The 20,025-nt window shown below is 42.1% G+C and carries 19 protein-coding genes; 4 read left to right on the top strand and 15 right to left on the bottom strand.

The window, feature by feature from the left end; all coding sequences use genetic code 11:
- Positions 1-85: 85 nt before the first annotated feature.
- The 6 genes from IGJ25_RS08070 to IGJ25_RS08045 all read right to left on the bottom strand — a co-directional run bounded on the left by IGJ25_RS08070 (position 86) and on the right by IGJ25_RS08045 (position 6,158).
- The gene (locus tag IGJ25_RS08070) at positions 86-901 is read right to left on the bottom strand and encodes a MetQ/NlpA family ABC transporter substrate-binding protein (RefSeq protein ID WP_225001355.1); all 816 of its coding nucleotides are present in this window, start codon (positions 899-901) and stop codon (positions 86-88) included.
- Between the two features lie 5 nt (positions 902-906).
- Positions 907-1,575 carry a methionine ABC transporter permease gene (locus IGJ25_RS08065; protein WP_010748069.1) on the bottom strand — a complete coding sequence of 223 codons (669 nt, stop codon included), beginning with the start codon at positions 1,573-1,575 and terminating at the stop codon, positions 907-909.
- A complete protein-coding gene (locus IGJ25_RS08060; RefSeq protein ID WP_081117354.1) occupies positions 1,562-2,287 on the bottom strand; it encodes an ATP-binding cassette domain-containing protein in 726 nt (241 codons plus the stop codon). Before IGJ25_RS08060 ends, IGJ25_RS08065 begins: the two co-directional genes overlap by 14 nt.
- 11 nt (positions 2,288-2,298) lie before the next feature.
- Positions 2,299-3,315, bottom strand: a complete 1,017-nt coding sequence (locus IGJ25_RS08055; protein WP_074934723.1) for a lipoate--protein ligase — start codon at positions 3,313-3,315, stop codon at positions 2,299-2,301.
- Positions 3,316-3,553: 238 nt separating this feature from the next.
- The gene (locus tag IGJ25_RS08050) at positions 3,554-4,930 is read right to left on the bottom strand and encodes a hemolysin family protein (RefSeq protein ID WP_005225867.1); all 1,377 of its coding nucleotides are present in this window, start codon (positions 4,928-4,930) and stop codon (positions 3,554-3,556) included.
- A 112-nt stretch (positions 4,931-5,042) separates the two neighbouring features.
- On the bottom strand, positions 5,043-6,158 hold the full coding sequence (locus IGJ25_RS08045; RefSeq protein WP_005225866.1) for an AI-2E family transporter: 1,116 nt from the start codon (positions 6,156-6,158) through the stop codon (positions 5,043-5,045).
- 144 nt (positions 6,159-6,302) lie between these two features.
- On the opposite strand from IGJ25_RS08045, the gene IGJ25_RS08040 reads away from it, so the two are divergent.
- A complete protein-coding gene (locus tag IGJ25_RS08040) occupies positions 6,303-6,737 on the top strand; it encodes a GNAT family N-acetyltransferase (RefSeq protein ID WP_010748065.1) in 435 nt (144 codons plus the stop codon).
- A 67-nt stretch (positions 6,738-6,804) separates the two neighbouring features.
- Here the strand turns inward: IGJ25_RS08040 and IGJ25_RS08035 are convergent, their stop codons facing one another.
- From IGJ25_RS08035 to recX, 4 genes are all read right to left on the bottom strand, one after another.
- Complete coding sequence (locus IGJ25_RS08035; protein ID WP_081117297.1) at positions 6,805-7,767, bottom strand: N-acetylmuramoyl-L-alanine amidase; 963 nt, start codon at positions 7,765-7,767, stop codon at positions 6,805-6,807.
- Between the two features lie 159 nt (positions 7,768-7,926).
- Positions 7,927-8,460: a nucleoside tri-diphosphate phosphatase gene (ntdP, locus tag IGJ25_RS08030; RefSeq protein WP_005225863.1), complete on the bottom strand. Its 534-nt coding sequence runs from the start codon at positions 8,458-8,460 to the stop codon at positions 7,927-7,929.
- Between the two features lie 93 nt (positions 8,461-8,553).
- Positions 8,554-9,705: an A/G-specific adenine glycosylase gene (gene mutY / locus IGJ25_RS08025; RefSeq protein ID WP_081117298.1), complete on the bottom strand. Its 1,152-nt coding sequence runs from the start codon at positions 9,703-9,705 to the stop codon at positions 8,554-8,556.
- On the bottom strand, positions 9,698-10,492 hold the full coding sequence (gene recX, locus IGJ25_RS08020) for a recombination regulator RecX (protein WP_179135487.1): 795 nt from the start codon (positions 10,490-10,492) through the stop codon (positions 9,698-9,700). The genes mutY and recX overlap by 8 nt, the downstream gene beginning before the upstream one ends.
- Before the next feature lie 114 nt (positions 10,493-10,606).
- Here recX and rlmD point away from each other — a divergent pair, with 114 nt between their 5' ends.
- Positions 10,607-11,983 carry a 23S rRNA (uracil(1939)-C(5))-methyltransferase RlmD gene (rlmD, locus tag IGJ25_RS08015; protein WP_081117300.1) on the top strand — a complete coding sequence of 459 codons (1,377 nt, stop codon included), beginning with the start codon at positions 10,607-10,609 and terminating at the stop codon, positions 11,981-11,983.
- Positions 11,984-12,054: 71 nt separating this feature from the next.
- Here rlmD and IGJ25_RS08010 read toward each other — a convergent pair whose 3' ends face one another.
- From IGJ25_RS08010 to IGJ25_RS07995, 4 genes are read right to left on the bottom strand one after another with little or no spacing between them, the layout of a single operon-like run.
- Positions 12,055-12,615: a hypothetical protein gene (locus IGJ25_RS08010; protein WP_179135488.1), complete on the bottom strand. Its 561-nt coding sequence runs from the start codon at positions 12,613-12,615 to the stop codon at positions 12,055-12,057.
- Positions 12,616-12,631: 16 nt separating this feature from the next.
- Complete coding sequence (locus IGJ25_RS08005) at positions 12,632-13,837, bottom strand: ABC transporter permease (protein WP_081117302.1); 1,206 nt, start codon at positions 13,835-13,837, stop codon at positions 12,632-12,634.
- Complete coding sequence (locus tag IGJ25_RS08000; RefSeq protein WP_081117303.1) at positions 13,834-14,508, bottom strand: ABC transporter ATP-binding protein; 675 nt, start codon at positions 14,506-14,508, stop codon at positions 13,834-13,836. The genes IGJ25_RS08005 and IGJ25_RS08000 overlap by 4 nt, the downstream gene beginning before the upstream one ends.
- The gene (locus tag IGJ25_RS07995) at positions 14,492-15,721 is read right to left on the bottom strand and encodes an efflux RND transporter periplasmic adaptor subunit (protein ID WP_438779235.1); all 1,230 of its coding nucleotides are present in this window, start codon (positions 15,719-15,721) and stop codon (positions 14,492-14,494) included. Before IGJ25_RS07995 ends, IGJ25_RS08000 begins: the two co-directional genes overlap by 17 nt.
- 244 nt (positions 15,722-15,965) lie before the next feature.
- Here IGJ25_RS07995 and IGJ25_RS07990 point away from each other — a divergent pair, with 244 nt between their 5' ends.
- Positions 15,966-17,111, top strand: coding sequence for a sensor histidine kinase (locus IGJ25_RS07990; RefSeq protein WP_081117305.1), 1,146 nt, complete (start codon positions 15,966-15,968; stop codon positions 17,109-17,111).
- 18 nt (positions 17,112-17,129) lie between these two features.
- Positions 17,130-17,807 carry a response regulator transcription factor gene (locus tag IGJ25_RS07985; protein ID WP_016610236.1) on the top strand — a complete coding sequence of 226 codons (678 nt, stop codon included), beginning with the start codon at positions 17,130-17,132 and terminating at the stop codon, positions 17,805-17,807.
- A gap of 145 nt (positions 17,808-17,952) precedes the next feature.
- On the opposite strand, the gene glyS is transcribed toward IGJ25_RS07985, so the two are convergent.
- A complete protein-coding gene (glyS, locus tag IGJ25_RS07980) occupies positions 17,953-20,025 on the bottom strand; it encodes a glycine--tRNA ligase subunit beta (protein ID WP_034868511.1) in 2,073 nt (690 codons plus the stop codon).

Genomic DNA, 20,025 nt, shown 5'->3' with positions numbered 1-20,025 from the left:
AAGCAAAAAAAGACAAGAAACCCCTTTGACTACTCTCTTTTAAAGAGTTAGGCAAAGGGCGTTCCTTCCATTTGATGGAAATAAATTAAAATGCTGGCAGTAAGGTATCGCTATGGTCGTTTTCTAAAAATTCGCGAACTTTATCGCTAGTCATGGCACGGCGCAAAACGGCGATTTTTTCAGAATCTTGATTGTCTTCTCGAGCAACCAATGAGATAGCAAAGCGATCATCGATCGTTTTTTCTAAGAAAAGTGCATCAGCTGGTTTCAAACCGATTTTCGCAATATAGGTTGGGTAGTTGTATACCAAGGATACATTCGGCTCATCATAGGCTTCCGCAAGATTCAGTAAATCAACAGATAACCATTCAAAATTTTTCGGATTTTTGGTAATGTCTTTTAAGGTCCCATTGACACCAACGCCTTCTTTAAGGGTGATCAATCCTTCTTCTGCTAAAATCGCTAACGCTCGACCTTCGTTAGACACATCATTCGGCAATGCGACTTTTGTTCCTTCTGGAATATCATTGATATCCGTATACTCTTTGGAATAAAAACCGACTTTTGCATTGTAGATTTCATCTAATGCCACTAGGTTTGCATCTTTTTCTTCATTATACATTTGCATATATGGTTCATGTTGCGCAAAGTTGGCATCGACCTCGTCATTATTCAGCAGCTCATTGTACTGGATATTGTCATTGACTTGGACCAACTGGATTTCCCAGCCATCTTCCACTGCTTCCGCTGCAACTTTTACGACATCGGTCATTGGCGTCGTTTGCGAAGCGACCTTGATGATTTTCTCTTCGCTCGCCTCATCCGAACCCGTACCGCAAGCCCCCAATACACCTAATGCCAATACACTCAATCCTAAAACAAATCCTTTTTTCACTTTCATTCCTCCTATTTTCGTTTATCAAGTTTTCTTGCTGCTTGATTGCCAATCCCTTGCAGGATAAAGACCAAAAGAATCATGATGATAATTGCAAAATACATGACGCCATATTCATAGCGTTGATAGCCATAGCGGATCGCAAAATCGCCGATACCACCACCGCCGACGATCCCCATCACCGTCGAATAAGAAACCATACTGACTGCTGTCGTCGTTAAAGATAAAATCAATCCGCTTCTAGCTTCCACTAGTAAAAACGACCAAACGTATTGCCATTGACTGACGCCAAGGGATTTCGCCAAATAAGAAACTTCTTCTGGGACATCCAGCAGTACTTGCTCCGTCAAACGAGCAAAAATACTCATAGCAACGATGCTCAAAGGGAAACTGGCGGGAATTGGTCCAAATGAGCTACCCAAAAGCATTCGCGTCAGTGGAATCAAGGCTACGACAAATAATAGAAACGGAAATGAGCGGATAATCGTCACAACGAGATTCAAACCCTCATAAAGAAATGAGATTTTTTTCCCACGACTGCGGCTAAGAAAGAGCCAGACACCTAGCGGTAGTCCTAAGACAATGGCTGCGAGCATCGAAATCCCCATCATGATCGCTGTTTCTTTCAAAGACTGAAGTAATTCAGGTAAATAATACAAAATACTCTCACTGATCGTCATGCAGCAAACTCCTCTCCACTTTGTCCACATAAGAGCTTTCTTTGCGGACAATTGGCTGCGGATGATTGACAAATTCCGCCGCAAAGACGGCATCTTCCAATACAAACACGCGTTGACAAATTTGTCTAACTGCGGTTAGCTCATGACTAACGAAAATGACTGCTGGCTGAAACGTCTGTTGAACTTTTTGCAGTAAAGCAAGTACATCGGCTTTCGTATCTTCATCCAGCGCACTAGTGGGTTCGTCACACAGCAAGATTTTCGGCTCACGGATCAACGCCCGTGCGATAGCTACTCGTTGTTTCTCCCCACCGCTCAACTTGGCTGGATAAATGTCGACTTTGTCTTCCATCCCAACAAATGAAAGCATCTTCAACACCTTCTCCGATGATTTCCCCATTAACTTCAAGGGCAAATAGACATTTTCAAAAACGGTTCGATTGTGTAACAGATTGTAATTTTGAAAAATCATGCCGATTTCCTGCTGCGCATGTAGCAGTTGCTTTTTGTTTAAGGGATCGATTCGTTTCCCGTCAAAGAGCAGCTCCCCACTGTCAGGTGTCTCAATTAAGTTCAAAAGCCGAAGCAACGTTGATTTCCCCGAGCCGCTTTTGCCGACGACCCCAACAATTTCCCCCGGCTGAACAGCAAAAGAGAGACCATCTAGGACGCTTCGATCGTAACGCTTTGTGATGTTGATGGCTTCTAGCATCTTTTTTCCTCCTAATCAAACAGCAACGCAAGAAATTCAGCGTTAGTCATCTGATGGATAAATTGCTCGATGGCAATATCCTTTAGCAAGCGGCTAATGGTGTTTTGTTCAAAATCAATACCTCGTAGCATCGCTTCAAGTTCACTGATCTCTTTTTGTCCAAAAAAATCACCGGTAATTTGAATCGCTGCAATCTTGCCTTTGTTGACAGTAAAATCGACTTCAACGATCCCAACCTGCGCAAACCGCTTTCTTTTTTGCCATTCAAAAGCAGGCGCTTCATTAAAAATCCACTCATTGTTCGCGTAACGTTCTTCAAACAACGTTTGGATTGCTTGGCGATCCGCATCCGTCAAGACGATCTCTTGCTCACTGATTTCATCAATCGATTCTACTTCATAGATTCGGCAAAGGAGTGTATCTCGAAATGCCTTGGTATCCATTGATTGGTATTGTTCTGCCAAATACGGTTTAATATTCGTCACACTTTTCCGTACGGATTTCGTTGCTTTAGAGGCAATTTTTTCTTGGGCAACGTGTAGGACTTTTGTTAATTCTTCTAGATCCACATCATACATCAATGTGCCATGAGAATACGTTCGACCTTTTTTTGTATACATCGCATTGCCAGAAAACTTTTTCCCATCAATGAACAGATCATTGCGGCCATGTACTTCTACCTCCTTGGCTCCCATTGCCGCTAAGCCTTTCATGATCGGTTGTGTTGCACTTTGGTAGTCACCAAAACTCGTGGCATCTTTTTTGGTGACAAAACTAAAGCTCATGTTGCCTAGATCGTCATAAACTGCTCCACCGCCAGATGTCCTGCGAGTCAACACGATATTGCGACTCCTTAAATAGTCAAAATCAATCTCTTGATACGCATTTTGATTTCTGCCGATTATAACACATGGTTTTTGTATGTATAACAGAAGACAAGGTTCTGAAACATCTACGTTATTCATTAAATACTCTTCAGTTGCCAAATTGTAACGGATATCATCACTAAGCATACGGTAAAATTTCATTTCAAGCCCCTCGTTCTTATTAGATTTCTATGGATATTCTCGCTTTTCTTACGGAAAATTGCAATCAAAGTGCTTAACGATAAGATACACGTGTTTTTTTATCTGTTTTTAAACTGTATTATTGATTAGATTTATCGTAACCGTTTCTTACAAACAAATCAAGGGGAATAAGTAAAAAAAGGAACAAAAAAGACCAAAGCAGTTGCCTTGGTCTTTCTCATTTCATTCATGCGGAACTTTAACGGCGAGGCTCATCTTCCTCAAAATCTTTGCGGAAATAGCGGCGTTCTTCTTCTGGTTCCACTTCGCCTTCTTCTGGATCATGGAAGATTACACGGATCTTCAAGACACGTGATCCTTCCATTTCTTCAGAAATCAATTTCACGTTATCCACTTCAAAGGAAAGTTTTTCTCCTTCATCTGGAATCATTCCTAAAGCAGTGATCAGGTAGCCTGCCATCGTATCGACGTCGCTCATATGCAAGCTCATATTGAAAGCTTCATTGAAATCATCGATCAGCATCCGACCTTGGATCACGTATTCTTTATCAGAGATTTTTTCATAAAGCTCTTCGACCTCATCGGATTCATCATCGATCTCACCGACGATTTCTTCAAGCAAGTCTTCTAACGTAACTAACCCAACGACTCCGCCGTATTCATCAAGCAAGATCGCCATTTGGTTTTGGGTTTTCTTTAATTCATAAAGCAAATCATCGATAAAGACTGTTTCTGGAACAAACAATGGTTCTTGCAAGATCTGCTTGATGTCCATTGTTTCAAAGCCGTATTTGTAGGCACATTTCAAAAGGTTTTTGGTATGCAAAATCCCAACGACTTTGTCTTTATCTTCATTATATACAGGAATACGAGAATAATTTTCTGCTAAAATTTCAGTCAAAATTTCTTCTACTGAGTCATTGATATCCACCATAAAGGCAGAGGTTCGGGGAACCATGACTTCACGGGCGACTTTCGTATCTAATGAAAAGATCCCTTGCAGCATCTCTAATTCATCTTCTTCGAAGACTCCTTCTGTTTCCAACATATACCGCATTTCATCACGGGTCATCTTTGTGTCTTCATCGTCAAATTCCATTGGAGTGATCCGCGCCAATAAGCTTGTTGAAGCAGATAAGAACCAGACGAAGGGTTTTGCAATAATCCCGATCGTTCGAATCACACCAGAAGTGAACTGGGCAACTTCTTCTGATTTGTTCATGGCGATACGTTTTGGATACAACTCACCGAAAACGATCGACACATAGGTCAAGATCGCTAAAACGATAATGTTCGCTAAGCTTTTAGCCGCCGTTCCCCCACCTAATAAAGGTGCCAGACGGGTCGACAAGGTATCTGCCAGAGATGCCCCAGATAAGATATTCACCAAGGTAATCCCAACTTGGATCGTTGACAAGAAATTTGTTGGATTATCAATGATTTTCAATAATTTTTGTGATTTGACATTTCCTTCTTCCGCTTTTTGCTCCACACGGTTTTTGTTGACTGAGACGACTGCGATCTCAGAGGCCGCTAGAAAAGCGTTGATCAATGTCAAAACGATCAATAATAAAATTTGCGCTAGAAGCGACTGACTCTCGGGGTCAGCATTCATAATAGCATTCTCTCCTTATTTTTTCATATTCTAAAAAAAATCGTGGGCTTAGCCCACGATAAAATCCTATCACAAAGTTTTTTTCTTTGCAATAAAAAACACCAGTCATTGATTACTCGATCAACCGTTCTTGATTTTTCTTGATTTTGTCATCTTTGATCAGACGAACAATAAAGACCACGATCGTCCGACAAATTGCGTAAAACGGTACTCCTAAGAAAATTCCCAGCAAACCTGCCAGATTTCCAGCGACCAATAAAACCAAGATGATCGTTAATGGATGGATCGCTAATGATTTTCCGATCACATTCGGGTAGATAACATTTCCATCTAATTGTTGGACGACTAGTACCACGACACAGCACAGCAATGCGCGGAACGGTTCATCAAAGACCGTCACTAAGACTGCTGGAATCAAGCCAAGATACGGACCTAAATAAGGAATCAAGTTTGTGACCCCTGCGATCACCCCAAAAAGAAAGGCATAGTTGACGCCGATCATCCAGTACCCAATAAACGTGAAGGTAGCGACAAAAATACATTCGATCGCTTGCCCACTGATGTAATTGGATAATGTCTTGTTTAAGTCACCTAGCAACCCAACAATCTGCTCTCGTCTTCTTTCTGGAAAGACAGTTTTCAGATTAGGAACTAGCTTTTCTCCATCCTTCAACATGTAGAAAAGGATGAATGGGACTGTAACGATGATCATCGTCGCGGAAGCAATCGTACTGACGATCGATCCTAAGCTAGTGGATAACCCACTAAGAAACTGCTGCAGCAAAGAACCATAAGAAAGATTTAGGTTTTCTAACTGCTGCGCGATATCGATTTGTTTGAAAAATGGATCATCTGCGATTCTTGAGATCCAGCTTTCCATATTTTTGGCAAATGTTGGAATATTTTCCGCCAATGAAGTAATCTGACTCACCAGATTAGGAATAACGCTGACAAAAATCAAGATGATTGCTGCTACTAATAACAATAGAACCAATATGACAGCAAACAGTCGTTTTATTTTTGTCGTTTTCATCAAAAATAGGACGATTGGATTTAGCAGATAATACAGAAAGCCAGCAATCAATACTGGTGCAAATAAAGTAGAAAAAAACGTGCCGATCGGTGCAAATAGAAAATTGACTTTACTTAACACAAACACGAGTGTCACTAAAACCAATGCTTCCAATGACCAAAAGAACAGTTTTGATTGTTTGAATTTGTCGAACAAAAGATTCCCTCCCTTTTTTATAACATTATAGTTGATTTTGTAAAAAAAAGCTTGCGACTTTAGCCGCAAAAAAAAGAAATTTGTAAAAAAAGTGGTATACTAATAAAAATAACGGAGAAATCATAGCTGAGGTGAGTTTTTTTTATGCATATCGCACAAACAAAAGATACGCTAAGTGAGATCTATTTGGCGTCATTGAAAATACGAAATCAAGTGTTCGTAAAAGAGCAAGGGGTTCCATTAGCATTAGAAGTAGATGAAAATGAGGCATTGGCTGTTCATTTCGTCTTATATGACAATGACAATGAAGCAGTCGCAACCTTACGTTTTTTACCGATCTCTGATCATGAGGTGAAATTACAGCGAATGGCGGTGCCAGCTGCTCATCGAGGTTCAGGCTACGGCAGGCAGTTGATCGAGGGAGCGGAAGCTTTCATTCAAAAACAAGGAATCAAAAAAGTCACGTTAGGGGCACAGTTAACTGCCAAAGAATTTTACTTGAAGTTAGGTTATCAGCCTGAAGGCGATGTCTTTTTAGACGCGGATATGCCCCATATCAAAATGAGCAAAACCTTTTAACGAGCAGTGATTACTTAAAACAGCGACCACAAAACAGATCCTTCCTCTGTTTTGTGGTCGCTGTTTTTTATTCCTCTGCTTCAACGATCTCTTCAATCGCTGTCAGCAACGCTTGCGCCACCCTTTGATCATAGCCTTCACTTGTAATCACCGCTAAATCAGTGTCACTGTTCAAATAGCCTAACTCCAACAAAACTGCTGGAATATATTGCTCTCGTAAAACATAATAGTTACCAAAACGAGTGCCGTTGGAACTCAATGCCACTGAACTACTCAAACTGGAAGTGATCGTTTCTGCCATCTCTTTTGCCCCAGTATAGTAATAGTAAGTTGTCAGTCCTTGAATGCTATTTGGTAGCTCTGAATTATCGTAATGAATGCTGATAAATAGATCTGGTTCCTCCGAGAGTGAAGCTGCAGTAATTTCAGACAGCGCTAAATAGCGATCTTCGGTGCGTGTATAACTAACTTGAATTCCCGCTTGGGTCAGTACTTCGCCAATCGTTTGGACGGTGGCTAACGTCAAATCTTTTTCCATGATCGTTTGATCCGTTGACAGTGCCCCAGAATCTTCGCCGCCGTGCCCCGCATCAAGAACGACTTTAAAGTCTGACAATTTTTTTGGAGTCTCCGAAAGTGGAACTTCTTGGATGGATGCAGAATGCTTTTCAATGTAACCCGTTATTCCATCGTCTGTTTGGATTTCAACCATCTCTTCTGTTTGACTAAGTACGGTTGCCCAACTTCCACGGTGGATCTTCCCGATGACGGTCTCTTGACTTGTTGTCTGATAGATCGATACATAATCGTTCTCACTTTCAATCGCTGCATCGTATTCTGAGGGATCCACGTAAATTTGGACCATGCTTGCCGTTTGTGCGACCTCTTCTGCTTGAGCGTCCGACTCGGTTCGAGCCGTGCTTTCTTGGGTCTCTTCTTGAACAAAATGATCATTTCTCAACACAGCAAAACCTGCCGCAAAAAGTAGAATCATGGTAGTACCGATAACAAGCTTCCCTTTTTTCTTCATTTGCTTCCCCCACTTTTTCTTGGTCTTTCTATCATGGGACTAGCAGCTTAAACAGAACTTAAAGGCAACTGCTAGAAGCAACCCTCTCACAGCACAAAAAAACTTCAACCGAAATGGTTGAAGTTTCTCGGGAAAAATGAGCGATCCGACCCATTTCACTTATTTTTGAGACAACTGCTTGTAGCGATCATACCAAATGTCCACATACCCTTGCGAAAAGGGTCCTTTGCCATTATTGATCCAATCTACTAAAATTTTGACATTTTCTTTCAAGATAAAATCAATGTCTTGCGGATATTGCATAATCTTACTGTGCAATTCATACTCATCCACATCTAGTAAACGTTTCTCGCCATCAGGAAATACTTTGATATCAAGGTCATAATCGATATATTTCAATGCCTCTTCATCAAGTAAATACGGTGAAGCAAGATTACAATAATAGGAAACCCCCTTTTCTCGAATCATTGCAATAACATTAAACCAGTATTTTTTATGAAAATATACAATTGCTGGTTCACGGGTAACCCAGCGTCTTCCATCTGATTCGGTCACTAATGTATGATCGTTGACCCCTATCACTGAGAATTCACTGGTCTTTAAGACCATCGTATCCCGCCACGTTCGATGCAAATTGCCGTCATGTTTGTAGCTTTGAATGCTGACAAACTCTCCTTCTTTTGGAACTCGCATAGCAACCCTTCCCTCAGCAAGAAAACTTGCGTTTTGTTTGGGTGTTCATTACACCGACATCGTTAATATTATAGCAATAAAAGAAAGCTTTGCCTAGAAATCTTTATCGAGTTTCTGATATTTCTTTAATTGATCCACCAATTTCTGCTGGGGTTTTGGGAAAACATAGTTTTGAAAGGATTCTTTTGCTGCCCATTCGCTGTCTTGTAACGTGAGCTCTCCACGTTTTCTGCCGTAAAATAAAAGGACGTGCCATTTCAAATGACTAAAGATATGAGTGATTTCGCCAAAATGTCGTTTTTGCCAAACGACAGGTAGATCAGGAAAAATCTCGAGCGCATCATCTTCGGCAATCAAATCCAACTGCAGCTGCTCCTCTTTTGCCCATGTTCGCTGCAGAGCCTCGTACTGTTCTTTCGTCACTTCTACCAAAGGAAAATGCCACATAGAAGCCAATAAGCCTGTTTCAGGTCGCTGCACGAGTAAAAACGAGCCTTGATCTTCGATGGCGCCTGCGATGTAATAGACATCTTTTGGCTTTGCTTTTTTCGATTTCACTGGAAAGTCTGTTTGTCGATTCTCCGCATAAGCAAGACAATACTGACTGATGGGACACTCTTCACATTTCGGTGTAGTGGGTGTACAGATTCGTGAGCCAAGATCCATCAAGGCTTGATTAAACTCACCAGGTTCATCGGGGGAAATGATTGTTCTCATCGCCTCGTCAAATGGTCTTCGGCTGCTGGCTTTCGCAATATCTGCTTCGATACAAAATAACCGACTGACGACCCGCATCACATTTCCATCGATTGCCGGTTCTGGCAAGCCAAAAGCAATACTGCCAATCGCTCCAGCTGTGTAGGGACCAATTCCTTTTAATGAGCGAATCTCTTCAATTGATTGGGGCATTTCTCCGTCGAATTCGGCAACGATTTGCTGGGCGGCAGCCTTAAGGTTACGGGCACGAGAGTAATAACCTAAACCTTCCCAAACCTTTAAAAGCTTTTGTTCTTCGGCTGCCGCCAAGTCTTGGATCGTCGGGAATTGTTCCATAAAACGATAGAAATAGCCAATCACTGTCTCCACTCGTGTTTGTTGAAGCATGATCTCTGAGATCCAGATTGCATACGGATCGTTGGTCGCCCGCCAAGGGAGATTGCGTTTTTCTTTATGATACCAAGTTAAAAATGTTTCTTGGAACGTCTTGATTTTTTCTTCATCCCAAGTTTGCCATTGCTTACTCATCCATTACTTCCTCATCTAAGAATCGTTGTATATCATCGATGGCAAACCCTTTTTGATAAAGGCCTTGCTTGATTTTCATTTTTCGTTTCATCAACGGTAACCGCTGATGCCGCCGCATAAGTCGGGCACCTTCTCTTTGGAGCGCTTCATTTTCTTGGTCCTCATCTTTTTCCATCGGTAATTCATCCAAAATCATCTGAATGACTCCTTGATGAAAACCTTTTTGCATCAAATGCATTTTTATCTTTTGGATCATTTCTTTATGGCTTTTGTTGTGAAAACGACGCATCGCTTTTTCAGCCGTATGATAACCGACTTCAAACTGCATTTCCTCGGTATACAAAGGCAATACTTCCTGAATCACGGAATCTTTTAATCCTTTTTTTCTCAGTTGCTGACTGATGACCACGGGTCCTTTATCACTCATGCGGACTTGGGTGCGAATGTAGCTTTCTCCGTAGTTTTTGTCATCGATCAAATTCAACTCTTTCAGACGTTCAACGACTAAGTCTCGGTCTTGTTTTTCGATTTCTTTGTCTTTCAAATAGGTACGGACTTCCATTTCAGAACGCAGCTGATAGCTGATATAGTTCATGGCTTGCTGCAATCCTAAATCAAACCCCGCACTTTTTTTGATTTCTTTTAATTCTTCTTCACTCAGTTCCTTGCCTTTTAATAGCCGAAAACGGACCAAAAGATCTTCTGAGACCCGCAGCGTTTCACCTTCTGATGTCGCCACTTCATAAAATGGTCCTTTTCCTTTATCGATACGAATAATTGTATTCATCTTCTTCACCTCGCGAACGTACATTCTATTTTACCACAACTACGATGAAATTCCTTCTAATCAAGCTGAAAAAATGTGGTAAAATGAACTGACTATTTTATTTAAGGAGTTCACATGGCAAATACACAAGTCCAGCTTGGACAAAAACTACAACTAACGATCAAACGCTTGGGGATCAACGGAGAAGGCATCGGGTATTACAAAAAGCTGATCATCTTTGTTCCCCGTGTTCTACCGGGGGAACAGGTCATTGCCGAAGTCACCAAAGCATCTCCCCGCTTTGCTGAAGCTAAGATGACCAAAATCATCAAGCCAAGCAGCGATCGCATCCAACCACCCTGCAAGTTTTACGACCGGTGCGGCGGCTGCCAATTGCAGCACTTAGTCTACGACAAACAATTAGACTTCAAAAAAGACCTATTGAAACAAGCACTTGAAAAATTTAAGCCAAAAGGCTACCAACAGTTTGAACTAAGGGATACTTTAGGCATGGATGTTCCTTGGCATTACCGCAACAAAGCACAATTTCAATTGCGTTACAACAGTCAAACCAAACGAATCGAAGCGGGTTTATACGAAATGGAGTCTCATCGCTTAGTCGCCATTGATGATTGCCTCGTACAAGAACAAGATACGCAAAAAGTGATCAACGGCATCGTCCAATTGTTGAATAAATACCAGATCCCGATTTACGATGAACGCAAGAACAGCGGGATTCTACGGACATTGATGGTTCGTATCGGGATCGCGACTGGCGAAGTTCAAGTCGTGTTCATTACCAACTCTGTCAAACTGCCGCAAAAAAATGCGCTGATTCGCGAGATCAATCAGCGCTTGCCGCAAGTCGTTTCCATCATGCAAAATGTGCAAAACAAAAAAACGTCCGTCGTCATGGGAGAGGAAACGATTCATCTTTGGGGCAAAGAAGCGATCGAAGAACGGTTGAATGAACTGACCTTCGACTTGTCCGCCCGCGCATTCTTCCAGCTGAATCCACAGCAAACCAGCATCTTGTATCAAGAAGGGTTAAAAGCCCTTGACTTGAGCAAAAATGAAACAGTCGTTGATGCCTATTGCGGTGTGGGAACGATTGGGTTGAGCGTGGCTCCATATGCCAAAGAAGTCCGCGGCATGGACATTATTCCTCAAGCAATTGAAAATGCCCAAGAAAATGCACGCCGCATTGGTGCCCAAAATACCCATTATGAAACGGGGACTGCTGAGGAGCTCTTACCAAAATGGTTCAATGAAGGCTTCAAACCTGATAGCATCATTGTTGATCCACCAAGGACAGGCTTGGATGAACGATTATTGCAAGCTTTGCTGAAACAACCACCGAAAAAGATGGTCTATATATCTTGTAATGTTTCTACTTTAGCAAGAGACTTGGTCCAATTAGCCAAAGTATTTCACGTAGAATATCTGCAATCAGTAGATATGTTTCCACAAACCGCCCGCTGCGAAGTAGTGGTAAAATTGACCCGAAAATAAACACTCGCCTGACAAATCATCTTGTGATCTGTCAGGCGAATATTGTTTTCGTTGTCTTTTAAGCATAACGATTAATTGATTTGTAAGACGAGGACTTTCGTGGCAATAAAGGTGTCACCTACTCGCTGCCCATAAAGACTTACCGATCGTTCAAGCTGCAGATCCGCACGTGAGCCCTCCACGATTCGAGAATTATGCGATTGTGCATCATATAGAATTACTTTTATCTCAGTCTCGCTAGTAATCGTAAAGGATAATCTTTCCTCAGATGCGATCGCCATATCAAAGACTTCGCCGTCTTCCCCTGTTCCTTGAGAAATGTTCGTCAATTCCATCTCAAAACGATCACCATCAATAAGAATGAGTGTGCCCGTTTCATCTGCTTGTGCCAATTCCTCATTCGCTCGCTCTGCATCAGTCTGAGTCACTTGTTGCGCTTTTGTCTGATCGGTTTGATCGTGATTATTTTGCGTCTCGTCTCCACTTTGACTCGATTGTGTTTGCGTTTGCGCCGTATTGATTTGATTGTTGATGGGTACGTTGTCGTTGTTTGTCTGTGGGTCATTCGCAGCAACACCACAACCACTAAGTAATGCCACAAACAAGATAATCGCTGTTTGACTTTTTTTCATAAAAAACACCTCCCTTTTATTCATAGCGTAATGCTTCGATCGGTTTTAATTTCGACGCTTTATAAGCGGGTAAGTAACCAAAAATAGTACCGATCAGCATTGAAAATGACACACTGATCAAAATGGATAACAATGAGATCGTCATCGGATACTCTAACAGACGCAAAGCGATCAGACTGATCAACAGACCGACGATGATGCCAATCAGCCCCCCGATCACCGATAAAACGATTGCTTCTGTCAAAAATTGCTGCAAAATCACTTTACGTTTGGCACCCAATGCTTTCTTCAAACCGATCTCTCTGGTACGCTCTGTCACACTGACCAGCATCGTATTCATTACACCGATCCCACCGACGAGTAAGGAAATGCTAGCAATTCCCCCCAGTAAAATCATATTCGATCGATTGATATCATCGGTCATTTTCTGCACTTCATCATAGTTGCGGATGGAAAAAACAAAATCTGAAGGCGGAATACTCTTGGTCAATTCATGGCTGGCTTGAACGACTGCTGATTCTAAGACGTCCGCATTCGTTGCCTGAAACAGCACTGTTGGCCTTTGGTTGAGCTTTCCTTCGACGAAACTTTGGCTGCCTCGAGGGATGAAGACATATTTCCCTGACAGTTGCTCCGTGTCAGAAACAGCTACGCCAACGATGCGAAAGGGCGTCCCATTGATTTCGATCAGTTGATTGATAGGATCACGATACGAGAAAAAAATTTCCGCCAAATCTTTCGTAATCACCGCAACTTGCTTTTGTGTCTGCAATTCGGTTTCAGTCATTGCTCTGCCAGCAAGGATCGTATGGGGCAAAATTTCAAAGAACCCGCCATCCATGCCTAGCACTGTCGTATCGGTTTGCTGGTCTCTTTGGAAAACTGTCAGATTGGCTTCATAGAACAAGCTAACGTTCTTGGCGTGATCAATGGTCAGCAACTTTTGCAGCTCTCCTTCTGATAGTTGCGGGGCATAATCAGGCAAACGATCATTTCTGCCGCTTTCGCCCGCTAAAAAAGCACTTCTGGCGTCATATTCAATCCGCATCGAGTTAGTATCACCACCAATCAGCTGCTTTTTCATGTTCTCAGTATTTCCGTTGATGATACTCACAATGGAAATGATCGAGGCAATCCCGACAATGATTCCTAGCATCGTCAACAAGGAACGCAAACGATGCTGGTAGATTGCGTGAATGGCTAAGCGAATATTTTCGGTCATCTTGTGCCCTCCTCAACAACTTCACCATCTTTAATGACGATTTGCCGCTTTGCATAGTCCGCGACTTCTTGTTCGTGGGTAATCAAAACCACTGTTTTTCCATGATGGTTCAGCTTAGTAAATAACGCCATGATCTCATGACTATTAGCGGTATCTAAAGAACCTGTCGGCTCATCTGCTAAAATCACATTTGCTTCTCCTGCTAATGCCCGAGCGATCGCTACTCGTTGTTTTTGCCCCCCTGACAACTGATTGATCCTAAAATCGATCCGATCCCTCAATCCGACACTTTCTAAGGCGTGAATTGCTCGAGTCGTTCGTTCTTCCTGATTGACACCAGCATACAAGAGCGGTAAGGCAGCATTTTGTAAAACGGATAGTTTGGGCAACAGTTCAAAATTTTGAAACACGAAGCCGATTTTTTGATTGCGGATCTCGGACAGTTCATCTTCACTCATTTGACTGGTATTTTTACCATCAAGTAGATAGCTGCCCGTTGTTGGCGTGTCTAAACAGCCAATAATATTCATCAAGGTCGACTTGCCTGATCCTGATCGGCCCATGATGGAAACAAACTCGCCAGCATTGATTGTTAAGTTGATTTTTTTCAAAACGTGAATTTCGCTAGTGCCCTGTGGGAACGTTTTGCAGACATCAATCAGTTGGATCATTTGGTTTCACATCCATTCCTTCTTGGATCCGAACTGTTGGGAAGACGAGCACCACTTGCATATCCAGTTCACTTTCTAACAGATACATGGCTTCATCCGTTTCATCTTCCATGATTTCCACGGATAGTTTACTGATTTTATGGTCCTCAACGACGTAGATGAAGGGCCTATCTTCTTCATAAAACACGAAAGATTTGGGCAGCTTGATCGCGGTTTGCTCTTCCTCAATGCGTTCTACAAAACAATGGATGCCAATACTAGGTGGCTCTTCACTTTCATCCAAAACGACCTCAAAACTAAATTGCGACAAATTGGGGTTTGAGCCTTGTTCTTCAACCACTACCGAAGGCTCTTTCATATCCCCAACTCGGGTGATCTTTCCAGTCCATCGCTGACTGCCGCCATTACGGTCTCTAAGTTCAACCTTTTGACCAGGCTCAAGTTGATTGCGGCGAAATTCATCCACAGTCCCTTTTAAAAAGAGCCGACTGGTATCAACGATCGTCATAAAAGGATTCTCTGGGGCCGCTTCACTTGCGCTTCGATTCATTTGTCGCTCGTCCACGTCTTTAACGATTCCATCAATTTCGGCTTCCACGACGTCTGAGCCATGTTGCTCTTTGACTGAACGTAGTTCTAATTCTGCCCGTTCCAGCTCTAATTCGGCATCGCCAATGCTGCTTTCCAAGTTTTGCGCTTCTAGCAGTAATTGACTTTGCTGCATTTCCAAATCGGTTTTACGATCTTCCAGCCCTTCTTTGTCCTCTTCTTCCGCACTGGCAATTTTTTGTTTCGTCTCCTCCAGCTGATTCGTTACCTTATTGTATTGTTCCCATTTTTGATTCGTTTGCCGTCTTGCTTGTTCCACAGCTCTCGAGCGATTTGCCGTCGCCTGTTCTGCTTCTTTAATGGCCAAAGCTACCTCAGGGTTAGAGTAAACAAAAAGAGCTTGCCCTACTTTGACTTGATCCCCTGCCTCTACTTTTTTCTCAACAACTGATCCTCTTGAGCTATCCACCTTGACTTCAACCGTTCTTGCTGGTTCAACGACTCCTACTAAGTAAAAATCTGCTCTCGGTTGCAGATCTTGCAAAGTTATTTGAGTGATGGAAGGTTCTTCACGACGAGCAACCCCCCAGGCACTCGTCCAGCCTAAACTGCCGATGATCAGTAAACTACTGATGATCATGAAACTCTTTTTTGATTTGTTCATATGCTTTCTCAAACATCTCACCTTCCTGATTGGTTAATCGAATGACCACCTTTATTTAACCATTGAATCAATTTCCGTTTTGAACGTTTCTCTTAATATCTGCTGAAGATTTCTTAAGAAAATAAAATTTTTCCGTTCTTTTTTTATTAATATGAAGAATTCTTAAGAAGAATTAGCTATTCGCTCCTACTCCTCTTTGCTATAATCAAGAAAGAATCAAGAACGAGTTAGAAAGGACTGTTTCATGCGTAGTAAATATTCTTCATTTGTCTTTTTTCTGGTTGGCTTCTTCTTATTGGTAGGAGCCTTATGGCTATTAAAGGAAACGAGACTCATTCAAATGGTGCTGGATAATTTTTTTTCAAACCTCGTTTTACAGGAAGTTGTGGAATCAAGTGATGGCCAAGGCGGGATGATCCTTGGTACATTTGTCGACTGGCGCCCTGTTAAACAATTGTTCTTGGCATTCTCCCTCTTTCTCGTTTTTGCCGTTACCTTGATTTGCTATTTTATCTATCGTTATGTTTCAAGGAAAAAAATTGCAAGGATCGCCGAAGGAATTCAGCTCTTTTTCTCTCAATCGGAAGCAAGTTCGACGGGCAGCCTAGCGATCGATCATGAATTATTAAAAATAAAAGATTCGATGAACCGCAATGAGGCTCTTTTAAAGGAAGAAACACAGCGCACCAAGGACTTGATCACCTATTTGGCGCATGACTTGAAGACTCCCTTGGCTTCAGTGATCGGCTATCTCAATCTATTGTTGGATACGAAAAACTTGACCAATGAACAAATGACGCAATCCTTGACGATTGCTTTAGAAAAGTCTGAGCGTTTGGAAACGCTGATGAATGAATTTTTCGACATCACCCGTTTTAATCTGCAAGACATCCAATTGTATCAACGGGAACTTGATTTCGTCTTCTTACTGAAGCAAATCCAAGAAGAATTCTATCCGCTTCTGAAAGAAAAAGAACAAACCATCTGCTACTCTGGACCAGAGAGCTTGAAATTAAAAGCCGATAGTGAACAGTTGGCGCGAGTGTTAAACAATCTGTTAAAAAATGCCATTGCCTATGCGCCTGATCAAACCACGATCACAATGCAGCTAACCGTAGACGAACAAGCAGCAATTTTTATCCTAGCGAATCAAAGTGAGCCGATCGAACAAGAACAATTGGAGGCATTATTTGAAAAATTTTATCGTCTGGATCAAGCTCGTTCAACCAAGACAGGTGGAGCAGGTCTCGGATTGGCGATCGCCAAAGAAATTATTTTAGCGCATCAAGGAACGATCCGAGCTGCTAGCAAGAACAATGAGATTCAAATGATCGTCACATTGCCTTTAGCGACAAATCAACATGAAAAAACTAGAAAGTCAGTTAACTGAAAAGGAAGGTCAATACGAGTGGAAAAGATACTTTTAGTTGAAGATGAAAAAGAAATTTCAGATTTGATTGCCTTTTATTTACGAAACGAAAATTTTTCTGTCATCACTTGTGCAGATGGGAATGAAGCTCAGGTACAGATCGAGCAAAACAGCTTTTCTTTGGCGATTCTTGATGTCATGCTGCCAGATATCACTGGCTTTGACCTGTGTAAAATCATCCGCAAAAAGCATCATTACCCAATTATTATGTTGACAGCTAAATCCGAGGAGATCGATAAGATCACTGGTTTGACAATTGGTGCCGATGATTACATCACCAAGCCCTTTCGTCCGTTGGAAGTGATCGCTCGGGTGAAAGCTCAGATACGCCGCTCGACTCAATACAACGGCTCAGATCAAAACAAATTGATCGTGAGGGAGTTGGAATTAGATGTCAATAAGCGAAAATGTTTCTTGCAAGAAGAAGAACTTTCCCTGACGCCGATCGAATTTTCCATTTTAAAATTATTGATGGAGCGAAAAGGCCAAGTGGTAAGCTCTGAGGAAATGTTTCAAGAGGTTTGGGGCGAAAAATATTACACGTCTTCCAATAATACCATCATGGTCCACGTTCGAAACCTTCGGGAAAAAATGCACGATACCCACAAGAAGTCCTCTTATATCAAAACCGTTTGGGGGATCGGCTATAAAATTTAACACCAAAAACCGTCCTTTCATTGTACGAAAAGGACGGTTTTCTTGGGACTGAACACAAGTAAATCGAGAAACATAGAAAAAAGCCAGAACTGATTCTTTCAGTTCCAGCTTTTTTTATTTAGAAACGTGCAACTGCAAGCTTCTTTTATTTCGTAATCAAAGCATCTAAACTAGCCACTGCCAGACTCATCTTCGCGATTTTATCCAACAAGGCAAAACGGTTGCGGCGAATCTGTTCATCTTCCACCATGACCATTGTTTGATCAAAATAAGCTTCGATCAATGGGCGCAGTGCCACTAAGCTTTGGTAGTTTTCTTCCATCGTTTGATGTGGGAACTTGTCCTCTACTGTTAAGACCGCTTCATACAAGGCAGTTTCAGAGTCGTTTTCAAACAAGGCAGGATCAATTGCTGCTTGATCCAATTCGGCTTTTTTCGCTAAATTGATCACCCGTGTCAAAGCTTCCATCGATGGTTTGAAGTCGGTGTCTTGCAGATGTTCTCTTAACATTTGAGCCGTTTCAAACAACGTACTGATGTCTGCTTGACGTGCGCCTAAGACAGCTTCGATGACATCATGACGCGTATTTTTGCTGAGTAAGAATTGACGCAGACGACCTTTCACAAAATCGGTCACTTGTTCTTGACCAGCGGCAAGTTGAATCCCAAAAACTTCTGGTTGAGCATTAATGGCTTCACGAATTTCTTCTTGCAACTGAGCAAATGGGAAGTACCAGCGCTTTTCAGCTAAGATGCGGATAATCCCGTAGGTTTGACGGCGTAAAGCATAAGGATCGTTTGAACCGCTTGGAACCATATCAACAGCGAAGAAAGCAAGTAAGCTGTCTAATTTATCCGCAATCGCTAAAACAGCCCCGATTTTTGATTGTGGCAGCTCGCCTTCTGCTGAGATCGGCATGTAGTGTTCACGAATCGCTTGGGCAACTGCTGGTTTCTCTCCTTGGATCAGGGCATATTTTTCCCCCATGATCCCTTGCAACTCAGGGAATTCCCCTACCATATTGGTCACTAAATCAAATTTATAGATTTGAGCTGCCCGTTGAAGGTCGGTCAGTTCTTCTTGTGTTAAACCAACGGTCTTCCCGATGATTTGCGCTGCTAGTCCGACACGTTGCATTTTTTCATATAAGCTGCCGATTTTTTCGTGGAAGGTGACTTGCTTAAGTTTTTCTACGCAATGGTCAATGGTCAGCTTTTTGTCTTCATTGTAGAAAAACTCAGCATCTTCTAGACGAGCGGTCAGGACTTTTTGGTTTCCTTTGATAACATTATCGATTTTCACAGCATCCCCGTTGCGGGCAGAGATGAAGTGCGGCAGCAATTCTCCGTCAAGGGTGCGGACATCGAAGTAACGTTGATGTTCTTTCATAGAAGTAACTAATACTTCTTCAGGGACAGAAAGATATTTTTCTTCAAAGTCCCCTACAAAGGCTGTTGGGTATTCAACTAGATTTGTCACTTCTTCTAGTAAGTCTTCATCTAAATCGATCCGCCAGTTGTTTTCTTGAGCGATCGCATTGATTTGTGCGGTGATCATTTGTTGACGTTCGCTTGGATCAGCGATGACAAATTGATGCTTCATTTTTTCCAAATAGTCGTCCGCATGATCAAACGTGACCGCCTCACCTAAGAAACGATGACCTTTTGACTCGCGACCGGTAACAATATCAAGGATTTGGAAAGGAATGACTTGCTCACCAAAGAGTGCTACGATCCAATGAATTGGTCGGATATATTCAAAATCGTAGTCTGCCCAGTGCATCGTTACTGGGAACGTCAAACTCGTGATTACTTCCTGCAATCCTTTCAATACCTCAACGGTTGGTTGACCTTGGGTATGTTTTGTTACATAGACATACTCAACACCTTTTAATTCACGGAAGGTGATGTCATCGGTTGTCAATCCTTGTCCACGAACAAACCCTTGAGCTGCTTTCGACCAATTGCCTGCATCATCTAACGCGATTTTTTTCGCTGGTCCTTTGACCTCTTCTTGCGTATCCGCTTGTTTTTCAGGAATACCGGTGACATAGACAGCCAAGCGGCGAGGTGTGGAATAGGCTTCGATCGTTGTATAAGGCAACGCATGAGCATCTAAGAAAGCTGCCGTTTTTTCTTGTAATTGTTTCATACTTGGGGTTACGACATGCGCAGGTAATTCCTCTAAGCCGATTTCTAATAATAGGTTTTGTGCCAT

Origin of the sequence: Enterococcus sp. DIV0240d, from assembly GCF_051711245.1 — a bacterium.
In the GTDB taxonomy this organism is placed as follows: domain Bacteria; phylum Bacillota; class Bacilli; order Lactobacillales; family Enterococcaceae; genus Enterococcus_D; species Enterococcus_D casseliflavus.
The sequence above is the reverse complement of the archived record's forward strand: the minus strand, read 5'-3'. Positions and strand labels throughout refer to the sequence as shown.

What these genes read in the sequence shown, in the direction of transcription:
- IGJ25_RS08070 (WP_225001355.1), bottom strand. Translation starts at nt 901, where the DNA reads ATGAAAGTGAAAAAAGGATTTGTTTTAGGATTGAGTGTATTGGCATTA.
- IGJ25_RS08065 (WP_010748069.1), bottom strand. Translation starts at nt 1,575, where the DNA reads ATGACGATCAGTGAGAGTATTTTGTATTATTTACCTGAATTACTTCAG.
- IGJ25_RS08060 (WP_081117354.1), bottom strand. Translation starts at nt 2,287, where the DNA reads ATGCTAGAAGCCATCAACATCACAAAGCGTTACGATCGAAGCGTCCTA.
- IGJ25_RS08055 (WP_074934723.1), bottom strand. Translation starts at nt 3,315, where the DNA reads ATGAAATTTTACCGTATGCTTAGTGATGATATCCGTTACAATTTGGCA.
- IGJ25_RS08050 (WP_005225867.1), bottom strand. Translation starts at nt 4,930, where the DNA reads ATGAATGCTGACCCCGAGAGTCAGTCGCTTCTAGCGCAAATTTTATTA.
- IGJ25_RS08040 (WP_010748065.1), top strand. Translation starts at nt 6,303, where the DNA reads ATGCATATCGCACAAACAAAAGATACGCTAAGTGAGATCTATTTGGCG.
- IGJ25_RS08035 (WP_081117297.1), bottom strand. Translation starts at nt 7,767, where the DNA reads ATGAAGAAAAAAGGGAAGCTTGTTATCGGTACTACCATGATTCTACTT.
- ntdP (WP_005225863.1), bottom strand. Translation starts at nt 8,460, where the DNA reads ATGCGAGTTCCAAAAGAAGGAGAGTTTGTCAGCATTCAAAGCTACAAA.
- mutY (WP_081117298.1), bottom strand. Translation starts at nt 9,705, where the DNA reads ATGAGTAAGCAATGGCAAACTTGGGATGAAGAAAAAATCAAGACGTTC.
- recX (WP_179135487.1), bottom strand. Translation starts at nt 10,492, where the DNA reads ATGAATACAATTATTCGTATCGATAAAGGAAAAGGACCATTTTATGAA.
- rlmD (WP_081117300.1), top strand. Translation starts at nt 10,607, where the DNA reads ATGGCAAATACACAAGTCCAGCTTGGACAAAAACTACAACTAACGATC.
- IGJ25_RS08010 (WP_179135488.1), bottom strand. Translation starts at nt 12,615, where the DNA reads ATGAAAAAAAGTCAAACAGCGATTATCTTGTTTGTGGCATTACTTAGT.
- IGJ25_RS08005 (WP_081117302.1), bottom strand. Translation starts at nt 13,837, where the DNA reads ATGACCGAAAATATTCGCTTAGCCATTCACGCAATCTACCAGCATCGT.
- IGJ25_RS08000 (WP_081117303.1), bottom strand. Translation starts at nt 14,508, where the DNA reads ATGATCCAACTGATTGATGTCTGCAAAACGTTCCCACAGGGCACTAGC.
- IGJ25_RS07995 (WP_438779235.1), bottom strand. Translation starts at nt 15,721, where the DNA reads ATGAACAAATCAAAAAAGAGTTTCATGATCATCAGTAGTTTACTGATC.
- IGJ25_RS07990 (WP_081117305.1), top strand. Translation starts at nt 15,966, where the DNA reads ATGCGTAGTAAATATTCTTCATTTGTCTTTTTTCTGGTTGGCTTCTTC.
- glyS (WP_034868511.1), bottom strand. Translation starts at nt 20,025, where the DNA reads ATGGCACAAAACCTATTATTAGAAATCGGCTTAGAGGAATTACCTGCG.